We start from the raw sequence: 25,714 nt of genomic DNA on the forward strand, positions 1-25,714 counted from the left end.
CTAGGGGGCTGCAACTGGCCCAGTTGCACTGGCTAGGGGCGCGGGGAACTGCGCGCCCAACCATCTACGGTCCGCGCCTAGTCCTCCAGGCCCAACGCGAATGCGGCGTCCAGGTCGTGCCGGGAGTACGTGCGGAAGGCGATGTGGGTCTCCGTGGACTCGACCCCGGGGACCTTGTTGACCTGGCCGGGGATGACCTCGGCCAGGTCCTCGTGGGCCCGTACCCGGACCATCGCCACCAGGTCGTGCTGGCCGGTCACGGAGTAGACCTCGGTGACGCCGTCGATCGCTGCGATGGACTCGGCGATCTCGGGAATCCGGTCGACGGCGGTCTTGATGAGCACGATCGCGGTGATCACGGGGGGTCTCCTGGGAGTACGGCGGTGTTCGTCGGATCAGCGTAGCCGCGCCCGCGGCAGTACAGCAGCCAGGCGAAGAGGAAGCCGCCGACGAAGCCGATCAGGTGGGCCGTGTAGGCCACCCCGGTGACCGCGGCCGAGGGCGCGCCGACCGAGGCCCACTGGATCGCGAACCACACGCCCAGCACCAGCCAGGCGGGGAACCGCAGCGGCAGGAACAGCAGGAACGGCAGCAGGCTGGTCACCCGGGCCCTGGGGTGCAGCCGCAGATAGGCCCCGAGGACGCCGGCGATCGCGCCCGAGGCGCCGACCAGGGTCTGGGTGGCGCTGTCGCCGCCGGCGGCGAACACCGCGTAGCCGTAGGTCGCCAGATAGCCCAGGGCGACATAGCTGAGCAGGTACGGCAGCCGCCCCATCCGCTCCTCGGCCATCGCGCCGAAGACATAGAGGAAGAGCATGTTGCCCAGCAGGTGCAGCCAGCCGCCGTGGACGAACATCGCGGTCAGCACCGACAGGGCCGGGATCTTCGGGAAGCTGTCCGGCGCCGGGCAGCCCGGCGTCGTGGTGGCCGCCAGCGGCTGATTGTCCATCAGCTCGCTGGGGATCACCCCCCAGTGGTGGTAGTAGGCCAGCTCCGCGCAGGCGCGGGCGTTCCCGCTGCCGTACAGGGGATCGAGCCCGGAGACCGGGCCGACCAGGAAGACCAGTACGCACGCAGCGATGAGCGCGTAGGTCACCAGCGGAACGAACGGATCTTCTGCGCTTACCGGCCTCAGCATGGAGTGAGCATTCCTTAACCGGACAAATCTGACACCGGTTGTCCTGCCGTATCTGCCGGTGAGGACGAGGCCATAGGGTTGTGCAGGTAGGCGTACCCGTTGCGAGAGGACCACTCATGTCAGTTCCCCTTCCCACCGAGGGGACCCGGTGGCGCTGCACCCTGTGCGGCAACCTGACCCGCTTCGACGTGACCCGGTCCTCCCGAGTGGTCGAGTTCGTCCATCTGGACCTGGCCGGCGAGCCGCGGGTGGAGGAGCGCGAGGTGCTGAGCGAGACCGTGGAGTCCGTGCGCTGCCGCTGGTGCAACGCGGTGGACCAGGTGGAACTGGTGGACCGTCCGGGTGCGGAGGCCGAGGCGGCCGCACAGGCTGGGCGTAGCGAGGTCTGAGGTTCCGGCGGGTCGCCCTGGGGCAGGTGGGCCCGAGGCATGTGTGGCGCGGTGACGAGTAGGGGGTGGGGCGGGCGAGAATGGTTACTGCGGGCAGCAGTCCCGCAGGACCGGATCGGAGACAGCGGACGTGGTGGAGCGAGACCGGGCGGACGCCGCCGCGGGGCCCGACGGCCCCGACGAGGCGGCGGACCTCGCGCTGCCCGCCGCCGAACCGGCCGAGCCCGTCGAACCCGTCGAGCAGCTCGACCGGCCGCTGCCCGAGGGGGTGCGGCGCAGGGTCGTCGGCATCGCCGCCGACGGGCTCAGCGCCATGCCGCTCGCCGAGCTGCCGCCCCGGCTGCGTCCGTACGCCAAGTTCACCCCGGTGCAGCGGGCCAGACGCGGGGCCACCGCCATCGCTGCCGCGCTGGAGACCGAGCCGGGCTTCCGGTCGCGGATAGCGGAACGCGTCAGACAGGGCCAGCCCGACCTGGTCGCGGCACTGGAGAACGGACAGGTCCCGGCCGCCGCCGATCCGCAGGACGTCGCCGCGGTGGCGTACCTGCTGCGCCCGGTCGGCTGGAGCAAGCTGGTCGGCGACGCCGGCGAGGAGGTCGAGCGGGCCGAGTCCGAGGGCGCCGCCGCCGAGGCCGCCCGGCTGGTGGAGAAGCTGCAGGCGGAGCTGTCCGCGCTGCGCGAGACCAGCAGGGCGGAGGCGGACCGGGGCCGGGTCGAGCTGGACGAGACGAGGAAGGAGCGGGACTCGCTCCGTCGCCGGGTGCGCAGCCTGGAGGCCGACACCAAGCGCGCCGAGGCGGCCACCCGCAAGGTCGCCGCCGAGCTGGAGGCGCTGCGCGCGGCCGGCGCCACCGAGCGGGGCAGCACCGACAGCGAGGTCCGCCGGCTGAAGCACCGGCTGGCCGAGGCCGAGTCGGCCGTCGAGGCGGCCAGGCGGACTTCCAGGGAGGGGCGCAGCGCCGAGGAGATGCGGCTGCGGCTGCTGCTGGACGTGGTGCTGCAGGGCGCTCAGGGGCTGCAGCGGGAGCTGGGGCTGAAGCCGGTCAGCACCCGCCCCGCGGACACGGTGGAGGCGGTGTCGCCGACCACGGCCTCACCCCATGACGTGGCCAGACGTGCCCTGGACGGGGACGACCCCGCGCTGCTGGACCAGCTGCTGGCGCTCCCTCAGGTGCATCTGCTGGTGGACGGCTACAACGTCACCAAGAGCGGCTATCCGACGCTGCCGCTGGAGAAGCAGCGGGTCAGGCTGCTCAACGGACTGTCCATGCTCGCCGCGCACAGCGGCGCGGAGATCACCTGCGTGTTCGACGGCAAGGATCTGGACGCACCGGTGCCGATGGCTCCGCCGCGCGGGGTGAGGGTGCTCTTCAGCCGCTCCGGGGAGAACGCCGACGAGTTGATCCGCCGTCTGGTGCGGGCCGAGCCCGAGGGCCGTCCGGTGGTGGTGGTGTCGACCGACCGGGAAGTGGCCGACGGAGTACGGAAGGCCGGCGCGCGGCCGGTGCCCTCGGCGATGCTGCTGCGGCGTCTTGTCCGCACCTGAACTGAATAGTCGTCCGGGCGGCTTTAAACCCTTTCATATAAAGGACATTGCTCCCATTCATACCCGGACTTCCCGCCCAGGGCGACAGAGTCACATCTCTCTCACTAGTCTCTCCCTTCGAACCTATGTCTGTGAACCTCTGTCTGTGTTCGCCAGCGTTTGCTCGAAGGGAACCAGCTTCTGTGGCCACGCACCGTCGCCCCAAGCAACCCAGCCGCGCCAAGGTGTCGATCCTGACCGCGGCCGCCGCCACCGCTGTGGCCCTCTCGGCCCAGGCATCCGCGCAGGCAGCGCCGATGACCACCAGCGACCAGGCGAAGTCCCAGGTCGAGGCGGACCAGGCGGCGGCGAGCGCGGCGACGGAGCAGTACGACCAGGCGCAGACCCAGGAGCAGACGCTGCAGCGGCAGACCAATGTGCTCCAGGACGAGATAGCCCGGCAGCAGGCCGCGGTGAACAAGGAGTTGGGCCAGCTGGGGCAGATGGCCAGCGCTGAGTACCGCAACGGCGCCGTCGACCCGACGGTGAAGCTGCTGCTCGCCTCGAACCCGACCGAGTACCTGAGCCAGGCGTCCACCCAGAGCCGGGTCGCCGGCAGCCAGGCCGCCATGCTCCAGCAGTTGCAGAGCCAGGAGAAGACCCTGGCCGAGGAGAAGGCGCAGGCGGCCCAGGAGCTGACGGCCCAGCAGAGCCTGCTCCAGCAGATGCAGTCGGCCAAGAACACCGCCCAGTCCAAGCTCAACCACGCCCAGAGCGTGCTCAGTTCGCTCTCCGCGTCGGCCCGTGCCGCAGTGCTGGCGGCGGCCGCCAAGTCGCAGGGGACCAGCACCGGCGGCGCCTACGGCTCTGTGAACTCCACCGACAACCACATGTCGGTCTCCCAGATCAACCTCTCCGGGATATCCGCCGCCGCCCGTACGGCGATGGAGGCGGCGATGAGCAAGGTCGGGGTCGCCCCCTACTCCTTCGGCGCCTCGGGCCCCAATGCCTTCGACTGCTCCGGCCTGGTGATGTGGGCCTTCGCCCACGCCGGGATCAGCCTGCCGCACTCCTCCTTCTCCGACGAGTCCGTGGGCACCCTGGTGGCCTCCAGCGCCGACCTGAAGGTGGGCGACATCGTGGTGCTGGAGCACGGCAACCATGTCGGCCTCTACGCCGGCAACGGGATGCTGCTGAACGCCCCCGAGTACGGCTACAACGTGTCCATCCAGCCGATGTCCTACTTCGGGTCGATCGTGGCGATTCGTCGCTTCTGACGGAGAGCCACCTCCGGGTCGAAGGTTTGGGAGTCGGCTGAGGCGAGGGTTGTCTCGTGATGTGACTCACGTCACCACGGCCTCCAACGCCTCGGCCGGATGACCGATTTGACCGCCATGTCGTCGTCAGATGGTCATGCCGCGACTACGTTCCGTTCGAAATCTGATGCGGTGTCGTAACCAAAGATAGTTTTTACTTACAGGGATTTGAACGGATCACGGTTGGGTCACTAGTGTCATCGATCGAACCACCGCGAAGTCGATCACCCATCCCGGGTGACAGCGGGGGTTTCCGCCGAGTCCGACCGTACGGCAGGCCGTCCCGAAGCCATCGGGGTGACCACAGGGGAGCGCCGTCAGTCTCGGAGCCGGGGAACCACGTTCCTCGGGGTGAATCGACGCCAGGCCGGTACGCCGGTGAAGCGCCGTAGGGCACGTCTTCCAGCCCGAACCCGTCAGCTCACCCGGTAGGCGGACGTAGGAAGAAGGAGCTCGCCTTCGTGGCGTCCCATCGTCGTCCCAAAGCCCCTGGTCGCGCTCGCATAACCGTGCTCACGGCTGCAGCGGCCACCACCGTCGCCCTCTCCGCGACCGCTGCCCAGTCGGCGCAGGCGGCCCCGACGCAGACCACTGCCCAACTCAAGGCCCAGATCGACAAGCTGAACAGCGACGCCGACACGGCGGTTCAGCAGTACGACAAGGCGCAGTCCGACCAGCAGACCCTGCAGAAGCAGGTCAGCACGCTGCAGGACCAGGTCGCCCGCCAGCAGGCCTCGGTCACCGCCAAGGCCACCGCCCTCGGCTCGGTCGCCAGCGCGATGTACCGCAGCGGGTCGATCGACCCGTCGGTCCAGCTGATGCTCTCCACCGACCCGGAGTCGTACCTGAACCAGGCGTCGGCGCAGAGCCAGATCACCGCCAGCCAGTCGAACATGCTGGCCGAGTTGAAGAGCGAGCAGTCGACGCTCAACAACGAGAAGGCCGAGGCCGAGACCAAGCTGAAGGCCCTCGACGCCACCAGCAAGCAGCTCGCCGCCTCCAAGGCCGCGGTGCAGCAGAAGCTCGCCGCCGCCCAGGCGAAGCTGGACTCCCTCACCTCCGCCCAGGCGGCCGCGCTCAAGGCCGCCAACGCCGCCGCCGCCTCCAAGGCCGCCGCCGCCGTGAGCAGCTCCTCTTCCTCTTCCTCGTCCAGCAGTGCCTCGGGCTCGTCCTCGTCCAAGGCCGGCGACTCGGTGGAGGCGACCGCCTACGCCGCCGCCCAGACCAAGCTCGGCGACGCGTACGTCTACGGCGCCACCGGTCCGAACACCTTCGACTGCTCCGGGCTGACCCAGTGGGCGTACGCCCAGGCCGGGGTGTCCATCGGCCGTACCACCTACGACCAGATCAACGCCGGCACCGCGGTCAGCCGCGCCAACCTTCAGGTCGGCGACCTGGTCTTCTTCAACAGTGACTCGCACGTCGGCATCTACGCCGGCAACAACATGGTGCTGCACGCCCCGCACACCGGCACTGTGGTGAAGTACGAGAGCATCGACACGATCGGCTCCATCTACGCGATGCGCCACATCTGAGTTCGGCGAGCCGCCCAAACGGCTGTACGGGCCCGATCCCCTGACGGGGGTCGGGCCCGTCGCCGTGTCCGGGCCCACCTATTCCGACGTGGCGTTTCGTCAAGTTGTACTAATTTAGGGGATATTTTCGTCCTTGCTGGGGTTTGGACTCTATGTGTCCGACTCGCTAACGTCGGCGCTCGGCCCTCTGCTTCGACGAATGGAGCCAGTCCCCGTGGCGTCCCACCGACGTGTCCGACCGCTGGGCCAGTACTCCACCGTGGCAGCCCTGTCGCGCACCGCGGCGACCGTGGCGGCGGCCACGGCGGCGGTCCTGGCGGCCGGCGGCAGCGCGCTGGCCACTCCGGGCGACCCGGGCGGCGGCAGTTCCGGCGGTGGCGCCCCGGTCACCGCCGACGACGTGCAGCACCAGCTGGACGGCCTCTACGCGCAGGCGGAGGTGGCCGGCCAGCAGTACGACGGGGCGCGGGAGAAGGAGCGCGCGCTCCAGCGCGAGTCCGTGCTGCTGCAGCAGCGGGTCGCCGAGGAGCAGCAGCATGTGAACGCCCTGATCCAGTCCATGGGTTCGATCGCCAGCGCCCAGTACCGGCAGGGCGGCGGGGTGGACCCGCTGGTGAAACTGCTGCTCAACGCGCACCCCGACCAGTACCTGGAGCAGGCCTCGACCGCGGACCAGGCCGACACCGTGGCCGCGCTGAAGCTCCAGCAGATCGAGGAGGACCAGCGGCAGCTGGTGCAGGACCGGACCGAGGCGGTGGCCCAGCTGGCCCAGCTGGAGACGCTGCGGCAGTCCATCGCCGACAGCAAGGCCCAGGTCCAGCAGCGGCTCGGCCATGCCAAGGCGCTGCTGGACACGCTGACCGCGGCGCAGCGCGCCCAGCTCCAGCAGACCGAGGCGGACGCGGCGGGGGTGGCGGCCCAGGTCGCCGAGCAGCAGCTGCCGTCGGACCAGGGACCGGCCTCGGGGCGCGCGGCCGAGGCGCTGGCGGCCGCGGAGAGCGCCCTCGGCAAGCCCTATGTGTACGGATCCGCGGGCCCGGGATCGTTCGACTGTTCCGGGCTGATGTACTGGTCCTGGCGTCATGCCGGAGTGACGCTGCCGCGTACCTCGCAGGGCCAGGCCTTCGCCGGACAGCGGATCCCGCTGAGTCAGGCGAGGCCCGGTGACCTCGTGATCTACTACGGCGACATGCACCACGTCGGGATGTACGCAGGCAATGGGACGGTCATCCATGCGCCCTACCCGGGGGCCAGGGTCCGCTACGAGCGGGTCGGCGACATGCCCGTCGCCAGTGTGGTCCGGATCTGACCCGTCCCGGGGACGGTGCCGCTGATGGCGGCCGGACGCCGGGCGGTGCTGGCCGCCGGTGCCGCGCTGCTGGTCGCCGGCGCCCTGGGCGGCGAGGAGTGGCACGACCGGCAGCACTCCGCCGACGCCGGACCTGCCGCGGACCCGGCCACCTCAGCGGCCCTGCAGGCGGTCCTGGACCGCCGCGCCGCCGCCGTACGGGCCCGGGACCAGGCCGCGCTGGCCGCGACGGTGCTGCCCACCGCGCAGGCCCTTCGCGACAGCGGCGCCGCGATGCTGGGCAATCTGGCCCAGGTGCCCGTCGGTGCGTGGGAGTACCGGCTCAAGGCCCTGGACGCCTATCCGCTGCCGGCGGTGATCGGCGCCGAGGGCGCGGCGCGGCTCGCGACCCGGGTCGAACTGTCGTACCGGCTCAGCGGTTTCGACTCCGAGCCGGTCACCGCGACCCAGTACCTCACCTTCACGCGCAGCGCGGACGGCGGCGCGTGGCTGCTCAGCTCGGACAGCGACCACCCCGGCGGCGACGTCCAGCTCTGGGACCTCGGCCCGGTCACCGTGGTCCAGGGCCGCTCCAGCCTGGTGCTGGGGCTGCGCGACCCGGGCACGCTGCAGCAGCTCGCCGCCGAGGCGGACCGGGCGGTCCCGGCCGTCAGCGCGGTCTGGGGCACCGGCTGGGGTCAGCGGACGGTCCTGCTCGCCCCGCTCGGGCTGGACCAGTTCGGACGGCTGCTCGGCGCCGACCCGGCCGGCTACTCCGCGATCGCCGCCGTCACCACCGGGGAGCTGGGCGCGGCCGAGGCCGGCCGCACCGAGCGGATCACCGTCAACCCCCAGGTCTGGGACACCCTCAACGGGCTCGGCCGACGCGTGGTCACCATCCATGAGACCACCCATGTCGCCACCCGGGCGATCACCGAGCAGTGGACCCCGCGCTGGCTCGCCGAGGGCGCCGCCAACTGGACCGGCTACCTCGGCACCGGCCGCACCCCCGCCCAGATCGCCCCGGAACTGATCGCCGACCTCAGGGCGGGCCGGATCCCGGACCGACTCCCCGCGGACGCGTCCTTCGACGGCTCGGCGGCGGACCTCCCGCAGGCGTACGAGCAGGCTTGGTTCGCCTGCCGGAGCATCGTCCTGCGCCACGGCCAGAAGGCCCTGGTCGCCCTCTACGGCGCGGTGGCGGCGGCCGGCGGAGGCGGAGGAGCGGACGCCGCGCTGGACTCGGCGCTGCGCCGGACCGTCGGCTCCGGACTCAGCGCCTTCACGGCCGAGTGGAGGGCCGATCTTCGCTACGCGGCTAGGTAGTCTCCGGGGCGGCCGCAGCAGGCGTCTCCAGCACCGTCGCCGGCACCGTCGCCGGCAGCGCGTCCGGCACGGATTCCGGTTCCGGCCGCATCGTCTCGCGCCACAGCCGGCGGCAGGAGACCACGGCGGCCGCCGCCAGCAGCAGGTTGCGGACGATCAGCACCGAGACGCCGAGCGGCTTGAACGCCGCCAGGTCGCCGAAGAAGACCGGGAACTCCAGGAAGGTGAACAGGCTCGCGGCGGCGATCAGCCAGGCGGTGGGGCGCTGGGTGGTCTGCGGGGAGACCAGGCAGACGGCGGCGATGCCGATCAGCCAGACCAGGTACTGCGGGCTGATCACCCGGCTGGTGACGGTGAACAGCAGCAGCGCGGCCAGGGCCGCGTCGCACGGGGTCGCCGCGGTCCAGCGACGGGCGCGGAACCGCCACAGCAGCAGCCAGGCGAACGCGGCCAGCGACAGCGCCACCATCAGCTTGCCGACCAGGTCCACTCCGGTGCCCAGGAACTCCGTCGAGCCGTAGTGCATCTCGGCATGGCCGCGCCAGCCGAAGAGATGGGCCAGGTAGAAGGGCAGTGCGCCCAGCGACTCGATCTCGACGCCGCGGTTCTCCTGGAAGCTCATGAACGAGTAGGCGCCGACATTGGTGACCGCGTAGTAGAAGCCGATGGCCAGCGCCGAGACCACCATCGCGATCCAGGTCTCCCTGGTCTTCCGGCCGCGCGGGGTGCCCAGCACCATCAGCACCGGCCAGACCTTGAGCATCGCGCCCATCCCGGCCAGCACCCCGCCCAGCCGCGGCCGGGTGGCCGCGGCCAGCAGCCCGACCACCGCCACGGCGGTGACCACCAGGTCGAAGCGGCAGTAGACGGTCGGCCCGAGCAGCGGCACCACCAGGGCCCACAGCCAGGCGCCGGCCCTGCTCCGGCCGTGCCGGGAGGCCCGCAGCAGCAGACCGAGCACCACGGCGTCGGAGACGGCGACCATCACCAGGAAGCCGGTGAAGTAGGTCCACGGCAGCCAGTGCGGCACCAGCATCACCAGCGCGGTCAGCGGCGGGTACTGCCAGGTCACGTCGTCCAGCGGGAAGGTGCCGGTCTGCAGCACCTGGGCCCAGCCCTGGTAGATCACCTTGACGTCGCTGGTCACGTCGCTGGTGCCGAGCTGCAGCAGCCCCAGCACCGCCAGCATCACCAGGCTCCGGGTCACGGCCCAGCTCACGCCCACAGCCGCCCAGGCACGCCGCGTCGCCCGGTCGCGCGATGGCGCCGGGGTCTCCGCCGGTTCGGCCGGGCGGGACAGCGGGTGCAGCTGAGTAGTGATGGAATCCTCGCCCGGGGACTGGAAGCCGACAGGGAACCGCAGGGTGGATCGAACGACGTGGATCGAACGGCAGAGTGGAACACGCTCGCGGGCACTCGTGCGGTTGCCGCACTGCCCTATCGTACGGATCACGTCCCGCCGGTCACAGAACGCCTCCCGATGATTGCGGTGAGGACGGGGGTCGACCCCCGGAAAGATGGAGCATGAACAAGACGCTGATCGTCACCAATGACTTCCCGCCCCGCCCCGGTGGGATCCAGACGTTCGTGCACAACATGGCGGTGCGCATGCCGGCCGAGCAGATTGTGGTGTATGCCTCATCCTGGCGCGACGGCGCCGAGGTCGCCCGCTTCGACGCCGAGCAGCCGTTCCAGGTGGTCCGGGACCGGACCACGATGCTGCTCCCCACGCCCAGGGTCACCCGCCGGGCCGCCGAGATCCTCGCCGCCGAGGGCTGCGGCTCGGTCTGGTTCGGCGCTGCGGCGCCGCTCGGGCTGATGGCCCCCGCGCTGCGGAAGGCCGGGGCCGGGCGGCTGCTGGGGATGACCCACGGGCACGAGGCGGCCTGGGCCCAGCTCCCCGCCTCCCGGCAGCTGCTCCGGCGGATCGGCTCCGGCACGGACACCCTCACCTACCTCGGCGAGTACACCCGCTCGCGGATCGCCGCCGCGGTCGGCCCGGAGGCGGCGGCGCGGATGCGCCAGGTCCCGCCGGGCGTGGACGAGAAGACCTTCCACCCGGACTCGGGCGGGGCCGCGGTGCGGGCCGCGCTGGGGCTGAGCTCGCGCCCGGTGGTGGTGTGCGTCTCCCGGCTGGTGCCGCGCAAGGGCCAGGACACGCTGATCAGGGCGCTGCCCGGGGTGCTGGCCGCCGAACCGGACACGGTGCTGCTGATCGTCGGCGACGGGCCCTACCGGGGCGATCTGGAGAAGCTGGCGGCCTCGGTCGGGGTCTCCGCCTCGGTGCGGTTCACCGGCGCCGTGCCCTGGTCCGAGCTCCCGGCCCACTACGGCGCAGGCGACGTCTACGCGATGCCCTGCCGGACCCGCCGCGGCGGTCTGGACGTGGAGGGGCTCGGCATCGTCTACCTGGAGGCGTCCGCGACCGGACTGCCGGTGGTCGCCGGTGACTCCGGCGGGGCGCCCGACGCGGTGCTGGAGGGGGAGACCGGCTACGTGGTCCCCGGGCGCGACCAGGAGGCTCTGACGGAACGTCTGGTGACGCTGCTTCAGGACCCGTCCCTGCGCGCCCGGATGGGCGAGCGGGGACGGGCCTGGGTGGAGCAGAACTGGCGCTGGGACCTGCTGGCCGGGCGGCTGGCCGCGCTGCTCTGACGAGCGGTCGGCAGCGCGGTCGGCCGTGCGGTCAGCGGGCCGAGTAGAGGGCCTCGATCTCGGCGCCGAAGTCCTTGGCCACGACCGCGCGCTTGAGCTTCAGCGAGGGGGTGATGTGGCCCGACTCCTCGGTGAAGACGGTGTCGAGGATGTGGAACTTCTTCACCGCCTCGGCGTGCGAGACCGCGGCGTTGCCGTCGTCCACCGCGGCCTGGACCGCGGCCAGCAGGTCGGCGTCCTGGAGCAGGTCGGAGACCGAGGCCTCGTCGGGCTTGCCGTTGAGCTTCTTCCAGGTCGGGAAGAACTCCGGGTCGATGGTGATCAGGCAGGCGATGAAGGGCTTCCGGTCGCCGACCACCATGCACTCGCCGATCAGCGGATGGGCCCGGATCCGGTCCTCGATCACGGCGGGGGCGACGTTCTTGCCGCCGGCCGTGACGATGATCTCCTTCTTGCGTCCGGTGATGGTGAGGTAGCCGTCGTCGTCCAGCTCGCCGATGTCGCCGGTGGAGAACCAGCCGTCCTGCAGCGCCTCGGCGGTGGCCTCGGGGTTCTGCCAGTAGCCGGTGAAGATCTGCGGGCCCTTGAGCTGCACCTCGCCGTCGTCGGCGATCCGGATCGAGGAGCCGGGCAGCGGCTGGCCGACGCTGCCGATCCGCGGCTCGTCGTGCGGGTTGAAGGCGGTGGCGGCGCAGGACTCGGTGAGGCCGTAGCCCTCCAGCACGGTGAAGCCGATGCCCCGGTAGAAGTGGCCGAGCCGCTCGCCGAGCGGGGCCCCGCCGGAGATCGCGTGGGTGGCCCGGCCCCCCAGCGCGGCACGGAGCTTGCTGTACACCAGGGCGTCGAACAGCTTGTGCCGCAGCTTCAGCCCCAGCGAGGCGCCTTCCGCGTCCAGCGCCCGGCTGTAGGCGATCGCGGTCTCGGCGGCGCGGTCGAAGATCTTGCCCTTGCCCTCGCTCTGCGCCTTGGCCCGGGCCGAGTTGTAGACCTTCTCGAAGACCCGGGGGACGCCCAGGATCAGGGTCGGTTGGAAGGCGCTGAGCTCCGCCACGACCTCCTTGATGTCGGGCAGGTGGCCGAGTTTCACCGGTGCCAGCACGGCCGCGATCTCCGCGATCCGGCCCAGCACATGCGCCTCGGGCAGGAACAGCAGCACCGAGGACTCCCCGGTGCGGAACAGCGGATCGAGCCGGGCCACCACATTGCCCAGCTCGCCCAGGAAGTTGCCGTGGGTCAGCTGACAGCCCTTGGGGCGTCCGGTGGTTCCCGAGGTGTAGACGATGGTGGCGATGGTGTCCGGGTTCAGCGCCGAACGGCGCTCCTCCACCGTCGCGTCCGCCACGCCCTGTCCGGCGTCGGCCAGTTCGCGCAGCGCGCCGCCCTCGATCTGCCAGGTCTGCTTCAGCTCCGGCAGGTTCTCGCTGACCTGGGCCACCACCGCCTGGTGCCGGGGCAGTTCGGTGATGCAGGCCACCGCACCGGAGTTGCCGAGGATCCACTCGACCTGCTCGGCGGAAGAGGTCTCGTACACCGGGACGGTGATCGCGCCGGCGCACCAGATCGCGAAGTCCAGCAGGGTCCACTCGTAGCGGGTGCGGGACAGCAGCCCGACCCGGTCGCCGGGGCCGATGCCGGAGGCGATCAGGCCCTTGGCCGCGGAACGCACCTCGGCCAGGAACTGCACGGCCGTCAGGTCCTCCCACCGGCCGTCGGCCTTGCGGCTCACCACCGCGACGGAGGGATGCCGTTCGGCGTTGCGGTGGATGAGGTCGGTGAGGTTTGCGCCGCTCGGCACCTCGTAGAGAGCCGGAAGGCTGAACTCGCGCAAGACTGCTCCTCGGTCTGCGACGCTGCGTGACGCCAGGACGTTACTGCTCGGTACAAGTACTTCGATAGAGGAGACGGCAATTGTGTTTCCTGTGTCACACTGCCGTGAGCAGTATGTTTCCTGTGGTCGGTGGGGCGGGGCCTGGCACCGGCGACCGGAAGGGGCATGCGTCCCTCTGCCCGAAACCCTACTGCCGGACAGGTCGGTAGGGTGACCGCATGCGGGTGCATGTGGTCAGCGACGTACACGGCAACAGCGAGGCCCTGGCGCGGGCGGGGGAAGGTGCCGACGCTCTGCTGTGCCTGGGGGACCTGATCCTCTTCCTCGACTACGCGGACCATTCGCGCGGCATCTTCCCCGACCTCTTCGGCCGCGAGAACGCCGACCGGATCGTGGCGCTGCGCACCGCCCGGCGGTTCGACGAGGCCAAGGAGTTCTCCCGGCAGCTGTGGGCCGGCCTCGACATCGACCGGGAGACCGCCACCGAGCAGGCCGTGCGCCGCCAGTACGCCGAGCTCTTCGCCGCCTTCCCCAGGCCCACCTATGCCACCTACGGCAATGTCGACCGGCCCGACCTGTGGCCCGAGTACGCCGCCGACGCGGGCGTGACCGTGCTGGACGGCGAGGTCGTCGAGATCGGCGGACGCACCTTCGGCTTCGTCGGCGGCGGACTGCCCACGCCGATGCGCACCCCCTACGAGGTGGACGAGGAGACCTATGCGGCGAAGGTCTCCGCGCTCGGCCGGGTCGACGTGCTGTGCAGCCACATCCCGCCGGCCGTCCCCGAGCTGACCTACGACACCGTGGCCCGCCGCTTCGAGCGCGGCAGCGAGGCCATCCTCGACGCGATCCGCAGCACCAGCCCGGGTCATGTGCTCTTCGGGCATGTGCACCAGCCGCTGGCGCGACGGATGCGGATCGGCCGCAGCGAGTGCGTCAACGTCGGGCACTTCCGCTCCACCGGCCGCCCCTGGGTCCTTGACTTCTGAACCGGTAACCTTCCAGCAGCACCCAGGCAGCAGAGACGCGGAGGCCAGCGATGGCGGAGCACACGAGGTCGAGCACCACGATCGAGGCCACCCCCGAACAGATCATGGCGGTGATCGCGGACTTCGCGGCCTACCCGGAATGGACCGGTGAGGTCAAGGAGGTCGAGGTGCTCGCCAAGGGCGCGGACGGACGTGCCGAGCAGGTGCGGCTGCTGCTGGACGCCGGGGCCATCAAGGACGAGCACGTCCTCGCCTACACATGGGAGGGCGACCACCGGGTCAGCTGGACCCTGGTGAAGAGCCAGATGCTGAAGTCGCTGGACGGCTCCTACCTGCTGGACCCGTCCCACAGCGGCGGCACGGTGGTCATCTACCAGCTCGCCGTGGACGTCAAGATCCCGATGCTGGGGATGATCAAGCGCAAGGCGGAGAAGGTCATCATCGACCGGGCGCTGGCCGGGCTGAAAAAGCGGGTGGAGTCGGCCGACGTGAAGTCCACCGGCGTCGAGGGTTGATGGTCTCCTCAGCACCCCACTCCTCAGCACGCCACTCCTCAGCACGCCGCACCGTACTCGTCAGCGGTGGCGGCGGCAGCGGCCGCAGCACGATCGCTGCCGCGCTCGCCCGGGAAGCGGCCGGGACGGCCCGTACCCTGCTGCTCGCCGCCGACGACCCGCACCGCAGCGTCGACCGGCTGCTCGACGTACGGCTGTCGTCGGAACCGACCGAGCTGGAGGGCGGCCTGTTCGCCGCCAGGCTCGACCCGCAGGCCGCCTTCCGGGACGCCGCCGACCGGCTGCTCTCCCGCGCCAAGCCGCTGTTCGACCTGCTCGGCGTGGACCCGCTGGAGCGAGACGAGCTCAGCGCCCTGCCCGGCGCCGCGCACCTCGCCCTGCTGGACGCCCTGCGCACGCACGCGGCCCGGGGCGAGTGGGACGTGCTGGTGGTGGACGCGCCGGTGGTCGCCGACCTGCTGGCGGCGCTCGCGCTGCCCGAGCAGCTGGACCGCTACCTGGCCCGGCTGATTCCCGAACAACGGCAGGCCGCCCGGGCGTTGCGCCCGGTGCTGGCCGCCGTCGCCGGAGTGCCGATGCCCTCGGACTGGGTCTACGAGGCACGGTCCTGGGCCGCCGCCGAACTCGACGAGGTCCGGGCGGTCACCGACGCGCCGGGGACCACCGTCCGGCTGGTCCTGGACGCGCCGACCGGTCCGCGCGCCGGCGCGGCGCTGCGCCAGGCGCGGGCCGGGCTCGCGCTGCACGGCCAGCGGGTGGAGTCGCTGCTGGTCAACCGGCTGGTGCCGGATGGTGGTGAACCGTTCCTGGCCGGGCTGCACCTGGAGCAGCAGCGGCAGCTGGCCGCCCTGCGCGCCGAGTGGGACGTCCCCGTCCACGGGGTGCCGCACCTGGGGGCGGAGCCCGGGGGCGCGGCCCTGTTCGCTCGCCTGGGACTGCCGCCGATCGGCCCCTCGGGCCCGCTGCCGACCCCCTGGCCGGTGGAGGACCTGCGGGAGGGTGACGAGGGCGCGCTGGTGTGGCGGATCCCGCTGCCCGGCGCCGACCGCGCGGACCTGGACCTGGTCCGGCGCGGCGACGACTTGGTCCTCGGCGTCGGCCCCTACCGCCGCACCGTCGCGCTGCCCTCGGCGCTGCGCCGCTGCACCGTGGCCGGCGCGGCCCTGCGCGAGGGCGTCCTGGCCGTGCGGTTCACCCCTGATCCGCAGCTCTGGCCCGGGGGCCGCTGAGCCGGGCCACTGACAAGGCCTTGGCCAGAACACCGACGCGCCATGCCGGTTGAGGTAGCGTCGGAGGGGTCCCCAGGGCGCGTCCCGCGGAGCTCGAAGAAGGAGCAGAACCATGACGACTGCCGACGACCGGAACAACGAGGACGTGTGGGCCGAGGCCGTGGCCGAGGGCGGCACGGGGGACGACGTGCCCGTCCACGTCAGTGACACCCATGACGCCGACACCCATGACGCCGTCGCTGAGACCGGCGACAAGTCCTCGAAGCCCGCCTCCCCGGCGGACTTCTTCGGCCCCGAGCTGACCCCGCTGGTGGACGAGGTCCGCCGGTTCGCCACCACGCTGGGGGAGAAGGTCAGCGCCGCCTCCACCGCCGCGAGCAACGGCGACAGCCTGGGCGCCCTGCAGAACCTCGCCGCGCCGCTGCGCAGCAAGCACCCCGAGGTCTACGGCCACCTCATCGCCGCAGGTGGGGAACTGCTGGCGGCCTACCGCGCGGCGGTCTCCGCTTCGGAGAAGCGCTGGACGGCGGAGAAGCCGGCCTCCTCCGAGCAGATCGACCTCGACTGACTCCGGAAGCGGTCCCGGTCCTCCGACCAGGTTGACTACGACTCCTGAAGGCTCACCAACGTGTCCTCAGCTGTCTGTCTTCGGCTAATGTACGCACAGGTGTGTACCCGGCCCCATCCGGCCGGGTACGGTACCGGCCAGCGGGGAAGCCAGCGGAGACTGAGGGACACATGGGACTGACCATCGGCGTCGACGTCGGGGGTACCAAGATCGCAGCCGGGGTCGTCGACGAGGACGGCTCGATCCTGGCTCGAACGCGGGTACCCACCCCTGCGGACCCGCAGTGGGCGGTCGGCGCGATTGCCGACGCCATCAAGGAGTTGCAGGCGGGACACGACGTCACCGCGGTGGGCGTCGGCGCCCCCGGCTACATCGACCGGAACCGCTCCACCGTGATCATGGCTCCCAACATCAACTGGGAGAACGAGCCGCTGAAGTCCCGCATCGAGGACCTGGTGCACCTGCCCACGGTCATCGAGAACGACGCCAACGCCGCCGCCTGGGGCGAGTTCCGGTTCGGCGCGGCGGCGCAGCACAACGACATGATCATGATCACGGTGGGCACCGGCATCGGTGGCGGCATCGTGCTGGAGGGCCGGATGTACCGGGGCAGCTTCGGCGTCGCCGGCGAGATCGGCCACCTCAACATGGTCCCCGAGGGCATCCCCTGCGGCTGTGGCTCCAAGGGCTGTTGGGAGCAGTACGCCTCCGGCCGCGCCCTGCGCCGCTACGGCCGCGAGCGCGCGGCCGCCGACCCGGTGCTCGGCAAGCGGCTGCTGGAGCTGAACGAGGGCATCGCCGAGACCATCACCGGCAGCCAGATCACCCAGGCGGCGGAAGAGGGCGACCCGCTCGCCCTGGAGGTCTACGACGAGCTGGCCGACTGGCTCGGACGCGGCATGGGCGACCTGGCCTCGCTGTTCGACCCGGCCGTTTTCGTCCTCGGCGGCGGCGTCTCCGACTCCGGCAGCCTGCTGCTCGACCCGGTCGCCAAGGCCTTCGAGAAGCACCTGATCGGCGGAGTCCACCGGCCACGCGCCGAGGTGGTGCTCGCCTCCCTCGGCTCCGCCGCCGGTATCGCCGGCGCCGGCGACCTGGCCCGCCAGGTCTGATCCCGACGGGCGCCCCGCTCGGGCGCCCCGCGCACGCACTCTACGCACGCCCCCGGAGGCGGTGCGAGACTCGGCCCATGGACGCCGACGATCTCCCCGCCTCCGGTCCGCAGCCCGACGGCTCCGAAGTCGTCCGACTGCTCAGCTACAACATCCGCTCGCTGCGCGACGACCGGACGGTGCTGGCGCGGCTGATCCGCGCCTGCGCTCCGGACCTGCTGTGCGTTCAGGAGTCACCGCGGTTCTGGTTCCCCCGGCAGCAGGCCGCATGGCTGGCCCGTTCGACCGGTCTGATGATCCTGTCCGGCGGGCTCAGCGCGTCCGGGCCGCTGCTGCTGGGACGGCTGCGGGCGATGCCGCTCTCCGTCCACGACGTGCTGCTGCCGCGGACTCCCGGGCTGCACCAGCGGGGCTTCGCCACCACCGTGGTCCGCTTCGGCACGGCCGCGCCGTTCTCGGTGACGAGCTGTCACCTCTCGCTCGACCGGGACGAGCGCTACGACCAGTGCGGGATGCTGCTGGAGCAGCTGGACCGGGTCGGCGCCCCGCTCGCCGTCGTCGGCGGGGACTTCAACGAGCATCCGGACGGCCCCGGTTGGAAGCTGCTGGCCGGACGTCTCCAGGACGGCTGGGCCACCGCGCCCTGGGGCTCCGAATTCACGTCCGTCCCGGACAACCCCTACCAGCGCATCGACGCGGTCTTCGCCACCCCGGGCATCGACGTCCTCGCCTGCGGCGTCCCCGACCTCCCGCGCAAGGACCTGATCGCGGCGACGGACCATCTGCCGCTGGTCGCCGTGCTGCGGGTTCCGCCGGGGTCCTAGGTGCGGCATGTGCATGGCTCGTCGCGCAGTTCCCCGCGCCCCTGGATAGTGCAACGTGCCCGCAGTGGGTCAGTTGCAGCCCCCTGGGGGCGCGGGGAACTGCGCGACAAACCAGGCACAGCCCGCACCCGAGATCAGACCACCGCCCCCCGCTGCGGATCGTCGTCCTCGTCATCGTCGTCGTCCCGCATCCGCGCGATCAGCGTGGCGACCCCCCCGACGAACAGGCCGATCCCGAGGAACGCCCCCATCCCGCCGACCCCGGGCAGCTGCCCGAACGCCGAGTACAGAGTGAGCACCACCCCTGCGACCACCGCGGCGACGGCGAGCCGGGTCGGGGTCTCGGTGCGCGGGAGCGGCGGCGGGGGCGGTGGGACGTAGTGGTCGTCGTCCTCCGACTCCTCCGGGACCCAGCTGCGCGGGTCGACCGGCGGGATCGCCTGGATCGCCGGGAGCGGCTTGATCACCGGCCGGGGCCGCGGCGCGGGGGCCAGGTCCGCCAGGTCCTCCGCGGCCGGCCAGGACCGCGCCTCGGCGTCCACCGGGTTGTCGAAGTCCGCGACGAGCTGGGCGAACACCGCGTCGTCGTCGGTGGCCGCCCGGTCGGGGTTGCTCTCCCCGGTGGCGTCCTGGGGCGCGTCCGCGCCTTCCTCGGGCAGCTCGGGCACGGCCGTCATCCCTTCGCGGCGGGCATGAGCCGCCGCACGAAGTCGAGGCTTCCGGCAAAGATCGATTCGGCGTCGTGGTCCAGCGTGGCCACATGGAAGCTGCGCTCGCAGAGCCGCTCCTCGACATCGGTCGAGGAGATCCGGGAGAGCAGCATCTCCCCGCTGGCCGGTGTCAGCACATGGTCCTGGGGGCTGCGGAACATCAGCAGCGGCTGGGTGATCTGCGGCAGCTCCGACTGCACCAGCCGGGTGAACTGTGCCATGGAGTGTGCGGCGTGCAGCGGGGTGCGGACGTAGCCGCCCTCGTTGACCCCGGGCTTGGCCACGTCGTTGGCGATTCCCGGCAGGCTGGGCAGCAGGTGCCGTACCAGCGGCAGCGCCCGGTGCGCCTGCCCGGGCATCGTCACCAGCGGGTTGACCAGGACCAGGCCGGAGACCTCGGTGCCCTTCTGCGCCGCCAGGTGCAGCGCCAGGGCGCCGCCCATGGAGAGGCCGAAGACGAAGACCTGCTCGCAGTCCTTCGCCAGCAGGTCGAACTCCCGCTCGACGGTGGCGTACCAGTCCGGCCATCGGGTGACGTTGAGGTCGCGCCACTCGGTCCCGTGCCCCGGCAGCAGCGGCAGCGAGACGGTGAAACCCTCGTCGGCCGCGGCCTCGGCCCACGGCCGCATCGAGTACGGCGAGCCGGTGAACCCGTGGCACACCAGGACTCCGACCGGGCCGCCGTGGTGGCGATACGGTTCGGCACCGGGCATGAGCGGCATCTGCGGCTCCTTTCGCACAGCGGTCTGCACGGGACAACACGACGGGTGACCCGCATAGTCCCATGCCCGCCTGTCAGCCGTACAGCTCACCATTGCCCGAGCGGCTAAGGTTCTCCCTGGTTCGTGAATCTGGAGGCCAGGGTTGTTCTACCGACTGATGAAGATGATCGTCGCCCCGCTGCTGAAGATCTTCTTCCGTCCCTGGGTCGAGGGGATGGAGCACATCCCCGCGGACGGGCCTGCCATCCTCGCCAGCAACCACCTCTCCTTCTCCGACTCCTTCTTCCTGCCCGCGATGATGAAGCGCCGGGTGACCTTCATCGCCAAGTCCGAGTACTTCACCGGAACGGGCGTCAAGGGGAAGTTGACTGCCGCCTTCTTTCGGGGCGTCGGCCAGCTCCCAGTGGACCGCTCCGGGGTGCGCGGCGCCGGAGAGGCGGCGATCACCAGCGGGATCGAGGTCATCAAGCGGGGCGAGCTGTTCGGGGTGTACCCCGAGGGGACCCGCTCGCCCGACGGCAAGCTCTACCGCGGCAAGGTCGGCGGCGTGGCCCGGATCGCCCTGGCCACCGGGGCGCCGGTGATCCCGGTCGCGATGATCGACACCGAGAAACTGCAGCCGCCCGGCCAGGTCAAGCCGAACTTCGGGATCAGGCCCGGGATCCGGATCGGCGCCCCGCTGGACTTCTCGCGCTACCACGGCATGGAGAACGACCGCTTCATCCTGCGCTCGGTGACCGACGAGGTCATGTACGAGATCATGCGGCTGTCCGGCCAGGAGTACGTCGACATCTACGCGACCGCGGCCAAGCGGCAGATCCAGGAAGCGAAGAAGCAGGCCAAGCAGATCAGCGCGGAGAGACAGCAGTAGCCCGAGGGGCTACCGACCTTAGAGCAGGGGGCGCAGGGTGGGGACCGAGAAGCGTGCCACGGGGGTCTTCTCCGTGGAGCAGCCGCTGTGGCGGGCCGTGTCGGCCTTCCGCCTGCTCACGGTGGTGTACGCGGTGGGCCGCTACGCCGGGAACGCGCACCACTACACCCATCCCGCCGCGGCCTGGGCCTATATGGCCGTCCTCACGCTGTGGACCTTCGCGACGGTGCGGGTGTTCTCCACCAAGGCACGCTGCGGCTGGTGGTGGCTCTGGGCCGACCTGGCGCTGATCGTCGCCGGCATCCTGCTGACCCGCAGCTTCGACCAGACGGCCAGCGTCGACGCCAACGACGTGACCCTGCCGACGGTCCGCGCCGCCGCGACCGTGCTCGGCTTCGCGGTCATGGGCGGCTGGCGCCCCGCAGGCGCCGCCGGACTGCTGATCGGCCTCGCCAACATCGCCGAGCGGGGCAGGGTCACCTCCAGCAACGCCCACAACATCGTGCTGCTGATGGTCGCCGGCGTCGCCATCGGCTATGTGATCGAGCTGGCCCGCGCCAGCGAGCAGACCCTGGCCAGAGCCCTGGAGATCCAGGCGGTGACCCGGGAACGGGAGCGGCTGGCCCGCGACATCCACGACGGGGTGCTCCAGGTCCTGGCGATGGTGCAGCGCCGCGGCGCCGAGGTCGGCGGCGAGGCCGCGGAGATCGGCCGGATGGCGGGGGAGCAGGAGATCGCGCTGCGGGCGCTGATCGCCGAGGGCCTGGTGCCCAACCCGTCCTACGAGGCCCCGCGACGTCCGCGGCGGCGGTCCGATCCGGGGGAGCCGCAGGACCTGCGGGCGCTGCTCACCCCGCTGGCCGGCTCCCGGGTGACGCTGTCCGCCCCGGGGACGCCGGTGCTGCTCCCCGGCCGGGCGGCGAGTGAGCTGAGCGCGGCTGTCAGTGCCGCGGTGGACAATGTGCGCAAGCACGCGGGGGAGCAGGCGCACGCCTGGATCCTGGTCGAGGACGAGCCGGACGGGGTGGTCGTCAGCGTCCGCGACGACGGTCCCGGGTTCGCCCAGGAGCGGTTGGGAGAGGCCGAGCAGGAGGGGCGGCTCGGGGTCTCCCAGTCGATCCGGGGCCGGCTGCGGGATCTGGGCGGCAGCGCCGAGATCAGCTCGGCCGCCGGCCAGGGCACCGAGGTCGAGTTGCGGGTGCCCCGTCAGCGAGTCGAACGAGGGAGCACGCAGTGACGGTCGAACAGAACGCCGGTGGTCAGCCGGCCGAGGACCAGCAGGCGATCCGGGTGATGGTGGTGGACGACCACCCGATGTGGCGCGAGGCGGTGGCCCGCGACCTGGGCGCGGCCGGCTGCCGGGTGGTCGCCACGGCGGGGGACGGCCGCGAGGCGGTGCGCCGCGCGCCGGCCGCCGCCGCGCACGTGGTCGTCCTCGACCTGAACCTGCCGGACCTGCCCGGGGTCGAGGTCTGCCGCCAGCTGATGGCGCAGGACCCGGCGCCCCGGGTGCTGGTGCTGTCCGCCAGCGGGGAGCACGCGGACGTGCTGGAGGCGGTGAAGTCCGGCGCCACCGGCTACCTGGTGAAGTCGGCCAGCCGGGAGGAACTGCTGGACGCGGTCCGCCGTACCGCCGTCGGCGACCCGGTGTTCACCCCGGGGCTGGCCGGCCTGGTGCTGGGCGAGTACCGCCGGCTGGCGGCCGAGCCGGTGCAGGCCGGCTCCCGTACCCCGGCCGCCCCGCAGCTCACCGACCGGGAGACCGAGGTGCTGCGGCTGGTCGCCAAGGGGCTGGCCTACAAGCAGATAGCCGACCGGCTGGTGCTGTCGCCGCGCACCGTGCAGAACCACGTCCAGAACACCCTCGGCAAGCTCCAGCTGCACAACCGGGTGGAGCTGGTCCGCTACGCCATCGAGCGCGGCCTCGACGACGAGGTCTAGCCCCGACCCGCCCTGTGCACAGCAGGGTGCATCCATCCCGCCCGCAGCTACCGTGAAGTGACAGTTCGTCATACTCAGGGGAGGGGACGGATATGCGGATCGGCGTGCTCACCGGCGGAGGGGACTGCCCCGGGCTCAACGCGGTCATCAGGGGGGTCGTCCGCAAGGGCGTCGAGGTCTACGACTACGAGTTCACCGGTTTCCGGGACGGCTGGCGCGGCCCGCTGGAGGGCGCCACCCTTCCCCTCGGCATCCCTGAGGTCCGGGGCATCCTGCCGCGCGGCGGCACCGTCCTGGGCTCCTCGCGCACCAATCCGCTGAAGGTCGCCGACGGCATCCGCAAGGTCAAGGAGAACCTGGACAAGTACCAGGTGGACGCACTGATCGTGATCGGCGGCGAGGACACCCTCGGGGTCGCCGCCACCCTGCACGACAACGGCGTGAACGTCGTGGGCGTGCCCAAGACCATCGACAACGACCTCAACGCCACCGACTACACCTTCGGCTTCGACACCGCCGTCAACATCGCGACCGAGGCCATCGACCGGCTGCACACCACCGCGGAGTCGCACCGCCGGGTGCTGGTCATCGAGGTGATGGGCCGTCACGCCGGCTGGATAGCCCTGCACTCGGGCATCGCGGGCGGCGCCAATGTGATCCTGATCCCCGAGCAGCGCTTCGACATGGACCAGGTCTGCGCCTGGGTCGAGCAGCGCTTCCGGATCAACTACGCGCCGATCGTGGTGGTCGCCGAGGGGGCGATGCCGGTCGAGGGCCAGATGGTGCTCAAGGACGACACCCGCGACGCCTTCGGCCATGTCCGGCTCTCCGGCATCGGGGAGTGGCTGGCGCACGAGATCGAGGCCCGCACCGGGAAGGAGGCGCGGACCACCGTCCTCGGACACATCCAACGCGGCGGCACCCCCAGCGCCTTCGACCGCTGGCTGGCCACCCGCTTCGGCCTGCACGCGATCGACGCGATCCACGACGGCGACTACGGCACGATGGTCGCGCTGCGCGGCACCGACATCGTCCGCGTGCCGCTCGCCGACGCCACGGCGCGGATCAAAACCGTCGAACCTGCGCTGTACTCCGAGTTCGACGTCTTCTTCGGGTAGTGGGGGGTTGCTGTTCGCGCAGTTCCCCGCGCCCCTGTTCAGGGGCGCGGGGAACTGCGCGAACACCAGCCGCAGCATCGCCGCACTAGACCACCGACCGCTCCCCCAACTCAGCCAGCATCCCGGCGACGATCCCGACCCCGTCCAGCGTCAGCACCGACTCCGGATGGAACTGCACCCCCGCGAACCCCGGCCCCCGCAACGCGAAGACGTCACCCGTCACCGCGTCACGACTCACCTCGATCCCCCGTGCCGCGAGCCGCGCAACATCGCCCGAGTCGCACACCGCCGTGAACGTGTTGTAGAAGCCCACTGTCCGTGCCGACCCGAAGAGGTCGATCCGCTCCTGCGCGCCCTGGTACGGCACGGCCTTCCGTCGCAGCGGCAGTCCCAGGGACGCGCACAGCAGCTGGTGGCTCAGGCAGACCGCGAGCAGGCCGTCCGGCCGCCCGGTCGCCATGAGCTCGCCGACCACGCCCTGCATCCGGCGCATCTTCTGGTCCGTCAGATCGGCCGGGTCGCCCGGGCCGGGGCCCAGCACCAGCGGGCCCCGGTGCGCGGCGACCGCCTCGGCCAGACCGGGGAGGTCATAGCGTCGGACGGTGACCCGGTGGCCCAGCGAGCGCAGCAGATGCGCCAGCATCGAGGTGAAGGTGTCCTCGCAGTCGATCACCAGGACGTGCTGCGGGTCGGCGGCGGCCGGGGCCGGGGTCTGCATCCGCAGCCAGAACGGCGCCAGATTGTTCCGCCTGGCGTCCAGCGCCGCCTGCACCCGGTGGTTGTCGGCCAGCCGGGGTGCCCGCCCCGCCCCCGCCGTCCCGGACCCCGCCCGCGCCGGGACGGCGCCGATCGCGCCGAGCACCCCCGCCGCCTTGGCGTGCGTCTCGGCGACCTCCGCGTAGGGGTCGGAGTGCCGTACCAGTGTCGCGCCGACCCGCACTGCCAGCCTGCCGCTCGCCGGGTCGATGTCGGCGGTGCGGATCAGGATGGGGGAGTCCAGGGTCTGGCCGCCGCCGGAGGTGCGGCCGATCAGCGCCAGCGCGCCCGCGTAGTAGCCGCGCCCGGTCGGCTCGTAGCGGGAGATGACCCGGGTCGCGTTCTGCAGCGGGCTGCCGGTGACGGTGGCGGCGAACATGGTCTCCCGGAGCACCTGACGGACGTCCAGGGTGGTGCGTCCGCGCAGCTCGTACTCGGTGTGGGCGAGGTTGGCCATCTCCTTGAGGCGCGGGCCGAGCACCTGGCCGCCCAGGTCGCCCACCGCGCACATCATCTTGAGCTCCTCGTCCACGACCATGGTGAGCTCCTCCAGCTCCTTGGGGTCGTGCAGGAACGCCAGCAGCGACTCCAGGCCGGGGCCCTCGGCCGGGTAGCGGTACGTCCCGGAGATCGGGTTCATCACCACCGTCCCGCCGGCCTGCCGGACGTGGACCTCGGGACTGGCCCCCACCAGCACCCTCTCGCCGGTGTGCACCAGGAAGGTCCAGTACGCCCCGCGCTCCTGCTCCAGCAGCCGCCGGAACAGGGTCAGCGCCAGCGCCGGGGAGAAGTCCCGCAGGGTCCCGGTGAAGTCGCGGCGGATGACGAAGTTGGCCCCCTCGCCCCGGCCGATCTCGTCCTCGATCACCCGCCGGACGATCTCCGCGTAGGCGTCGTCCGAGAGGTCGAACCCGCCGTCGTCCAGCCGGACCGGGAGCTGCGGCAGCGCCGCCCGCAGCTCGGCCAGTGGCAGAGCGAACGACTCGCGCACCTTCAGGGCCTGCAGCGGGGTGCCGTCGTCCCGGGCCTCGAAGCCGCGTTCCCGCAGCTGCCGGTAGGGGACCAGGGCCAGCAGGTCGTGCACCGGGACGCCGGGAGCCTCCTCGGGCAGCGGCAGTTCCGCCAGCGTCTCAAAACGGCCGACCTCGCCGAACAGCACCTCGACGGTGTCCGGGGCGAGCCGGGGGGCGCGACGGTGCAGCAGGGCGAAGGGTTCGCCGGCGTCGACGAGCCTGGCGACCAGGGCAGCGGCATCGACCGGATCAGTGGCGTTGGTCACAGCGGGGGCCTTTCCGAGGGAGGTGCGGCGGCGGGAGGGTGCCGGCCGGCTCGGGGCGGTGTCCGCTGGAGACGCAGAAC

24 protein-coding genes and 1 riboswitch are annotated in these 25,714 nt (G+C 71.6%); of the genes, 17 read left to right on the top strand and 7 right to left on the bottom strand.

Annotated features, from left to right (window positions below; genetic code table 11):
- Window positions 1-77: 77 nt before the first annotated feature.
- Both ABH941_RS05740 and ABH941_RS05745 read right to left on the bottom strand, forming a co-directional pair.
- Window positions 78-359 (bottom strand): Lrp/AsnC family transcriptional regulator, encoded by a 282-nt coding sequence (locus ABH941_RS05740; RefSeq protein WP_370127478.1) that lies wholly within the window; start codon window positions 357-359, stop codon window positions 78-80.
- Window positions 356-1,138 carry a rhomboid family intramembrane serine protease gene (locus tag ABH941_RS05745; protein ID WP_370127479.1) on the bottom strand — a complete coding sequence of 261 codons (783 nt, stop codon included), beginning with the start codon at window positions 1,136-1,138 and terminating at the stop codon, window positions 356-358. Before ABH941_RS05745 ends, ABH941_RS05740 begins: the two co-directional genes overlap by 4 nt.
- Before the next feature lie 116 nt (window positions 1,139-1,254).
- Here ABH941_RS05745 and ABH941_RS05750 point away from each other — a divergent pair, with 116 nt between their 5' ends.
- The 6 genes from ABH941_RS05750 (at window position 1,255) to ABH941_RS05775 (ending at window position 8,517) form a co-directional block, all read left to right on the top strand.
- On the top strand, window positions 1,255-1,527 hold the full coding sequence (locus tag ABH941_RS05750; RefSeq protein WP_370127480.1) for a hypothetical protein: 273 nt from the start codon (window positions 1,255-1,257) through the stop codon (window positions 1,525-1,527).
- A 130-nt stretch (window positions 1,528-1,657) separates the two neighbouring features.
- Entirely contained in the window at window positions 1,658-3,073 is a 1,416-nt protein-coding gene (locus ABH941_RS05755) for an NYN domain-containing protein (protein ID WP_370127481.1), read from the top strand.
- A gap of 182 nt (window positions 3,074-3,255) precedes the next feature.
- Window positions 3,256-4,329, top strand: coding sequence for an NlpC/P60 family protein (locus ABH941_RS05760; protein ID WP_370127482.1), 1,074 nt, complete (start codon window positions 3,256-3,258; stop codon window positions 4,327-4,329).
- 341 nt (window positions 4,330-4,670) lie between these two features.
- Window positions 4,671-4,819: riboswitch (cyclic di-AMP (ydaO/yuaA leader) on the top strand.
- Between the two features lie 58 nt (window positions 4,820-4,877).
- Window positions 4,878-5,903 carry an NlpC/P60 family protein gene (locus tag ABH941_RS05765; protein WP_370127483.1) on the top strand — a complete coding sequence of 342 codons (1,026 nt, stop codon included), beginning with the start codon at window positions 4,878-4,880 and terminating at the stop codon, window positions 5,901-5,903.
- Window positions 5,904-6,117: 214 nt separating this feature from the next.
- Window positions 6,118-7,212: an NlpC/P60 family protein gene (locus tag ABH941_RS05770; protein ID WP_370127484.1), complete on the top strand. Its 1,095-nt coding sequence runs from the start codon at window positions 6,118-6,120 to the stop codon at window positions 7,210-7,212.
- A 24-nt stretch (window positions 7,213-7,236) separates the two neighbouring features.
- The gene (locus ABH941_RS05775; protein ID WP_370127485.1) at window positions 7,237-8,517 is read left to right on the top strand and encodes a hypothetical protein; all 1,281 of its coding nucleotides are present in this window, start codon (window positions 7,237-7,239) and stop codon (window positions 8,515-8,517) included.
- Here ABH941_RS05775 and ABH941_RS05780 read toward each other — a convergent pair.
- Complete coding sequence (locus ABH941_RS05780) at window positions 8,510-9,736, bottom strand: glycosyltransferase 87 family protein (protein WP_370127486.1); 1,227 nt, start codon at window positions 9,734-9,736, stop codon at window positions 8,510-8,512. The two genes, ABH941_RS05775 and ABH941_RS05780, sit on opposite strands and share 8 nt — an antisense overlap.
- A 305-nt stretch (window positions 9,737-10,041) precedes the next feature.
- On the opposite strand from ABH941_RS05780, the gene ABH941_RS05785 reads away from it, so the two are divergent.
- Complete coding sequence (locus tag ABH941_RS05785) at window positions 10,042-11,172, top strand: glycosyltransferase family 4 protein (RefSeq protein ID WP_370127487.1); 1,131 nt, start codon at window positions 10,042-10,044, stop codon at window positions 11,170-11,172.
- Window positions 11,173-11,203: 31 nt separating this feature from the next.
- Here ABH941_RS05785 and ABH941_RS05790 read toward each other — a convergent pair whose 3' ends face one another.
- A complete protein-coding gene (locus tag ABH941_RS05790) occupies window positions 11,204-13,000 on the bottom strand; it encodes a long-chain fatty acid--CoA ligase (protein ID WP_370127488.1) in 1,797 nt (598 codons plus the stop codon).
- Between the two features lie 218 nt (window positions 13,001-13,218).
- Between ABH941_RS05790 and ABH941_RS05795 the strand changes: the two genes are divergently transcribed.
- From ABH941_RS05795 to ABH941_RS05820, 6 genes are all read left to right on the top strand, one after another.
- The gene (locus tag ABH941_RS05795) at window positions 13,219-13,989 is read left to right on the top strand and encodes a metallophosphoesterase (RefSeq protein WP_134010281.1); all 771 of its coding nucleotides are present in this window, start codon (window positions 13,219-13,221) and stop codon (window positions 13,987-13,989) included.
- Between the two features lie 50 nt (window positions 13,990-14,039).
- Window positions 14,040-14,504, top strand: a complete 465-nt coding sequence (locus ABH941_RS05800; protein ID WP_134010283.1) for an SRPBCC family protein — start codon at window positions 14,040-14,042, stop codon at window positions 14,502-14,504.
- Window positions 14,504-15,733 (top strand): ArsA family ATPase, encoded by a 1,230-nt coding sequence (locus ABH941_RS05805; protein ID WP_370127489.1) that lies wholly within the window; start codon window positions 14,504-14,506, stop codon window positions 15,731-15,733. Before ABH941_RS05800 ends, ABH941_RS05805 begins: the two co-directional genes overlap by 1 nt.
- Window positions 15,734-15,845: 112 nt before the next feature.
- The gene (locus tag ABH941_RS05810; protein WP_370127490.1) at window positions 15,846-16,301 is read left to right on the top strand and encodes a DUF5304 family protein; all 456 of its coding nucleotides are present in this window, start codon (window positions 15,846-15,848) and stop codon (window positions 16,299-16,301) included.
- A gap of 170 nt (window positions 16,302-16,471) precedes the next feature.
- Window positions 16,472-17,413, top strand: coding sequence for an ROK family glucokinase (locus ABH941_RS05815; RefSeq protein WP_370127491.1), 942 nt, complete (start codon window positions 16,472-16,474; stop codon window positions 17,411-17,413).
- Between the two features lie 77 nt (window positions 17,414-17,490).
- A complete protein-coding gene (locus ABH941_RS05820) occupies window positions 17,491-18,237 on the top strand; it encodes an endonuclease/exonuclease/phosphatase family protein (protein ID WP_370127492.1) in 747 nt (248 codons plus the stop codon).
- Window positions 18,238-18,371: 134 nt separating this feature from the next.
- Here the strand turns inward: ABH941_RS05820 and ABH941_RS05825 are convergent, their stop codons facing one another.
- Entirely contained in the window at window positions 18,372-18,905 is a 534-nt protein-coding gene (locus ABH941_RS05825; RefSeq protein WP_370127494.1) for a hypothetical protein, read from the bottom strand.
- Window positions 18,906-18,910: 5 nt separating this feature from the next.
- A complete protein-coding gene (locus tag ABH941_RS05830; protein ID WP_370127495.1) occupies window positions 18,911-19,669 on the bottom strand; it encodes an alpha/beta hydrolase in 759 nt (252 codons plus the stop codon).
- A 142-nt stretch (window positions 19,670-19,811) separates the two neighbouring features.
- Here ABH941_RS05830 and ABH941_RS05835 point away from each other — a divergent pair, with 142 nt between their 5' ends.
- The 4 genes from ABH941_RS05835 to ABH941_RS05850 all read left to right on the top strand — a co-directional run bounded on the left by ABH941_RS05835 (window position 19,812) and on the right by ABH941_RS05850 (window position 23,599).
- Window positions 19,812-20,540 carry a lysophospholipid acyltransferase family protein gene (locus ABH941_RS05835; protein WP_370127496.1) on the top strand — a complete coding sequence of 243 codons (729 nt, stop codon included), beginning with the start codon at window positions 19,812-19,814 and terminating at the stop codon, window positions 20,538-20,540.
- Between the two features lie 37 nt (window positions 20,541-20,577).
- Window positions 20,578-21,777 carry a MacS family sensor histidine kinase gene (macS, locus tag ABH941_RS05840; RefSeq protein ID WP_370127497.1) on the top strand — a complete coding sequence of 400 codons (1,200 nt, stop codon included), beginning with the start codon at window positions 20,578-20,580 and terminating at the stop codon, window positions 21,775-21,777.
- 56 nt (window positions 21,778-21,833) lie between these two features.
- Complete coding sequence (locus ABH941_RS05845; protein ID WP_370127750.1) at window positions 21,834-22,481, top strand: response regulator; 648 nt, start codon at window positions 21,834-21,836, stop codon at window positions 22,479-22,481.
- A gap of 92 nt (window positions 22,482-22,573) precedes the next feature.
- Complete coding sequence (locus tag ABH941_RS05850; RefSeq protein ID WP_370127498.1) at window positions 22,574-23,599, top strand: 6-phosphofructokinase; 1,026 nt, start codon at window positions 22,574-22,576, stop codon at window positions 23,597-23,599.
- An 85-nt stretch (window positions 23,600-23,684) separates the two neighbouring features.
- On the opposite strand, the gene ABH941_RS05855 is transcribed toward ABH941_RS05850, so the two are convergent.
- Entirely contained in the window at window positions 23,685-25,634 is a 1,950-nt protein-coding gene (locus ABH941_RS05855; RefSeq protein WP_370127499.1) for an anthranilate synthase family protein, read from the bottom strand.
- Window positions 25,635-25,714 lie beyond the last annotated feature (80 nt).

Source organism: Streptacidiphilus sp. EB103A (assembly GCF_041261405.1).
Lineage (GTDB): Bacteria > Actinomycetota > Actinomycetes > Streptomycetales > Streptomycetaceae > Streptacidiphilus.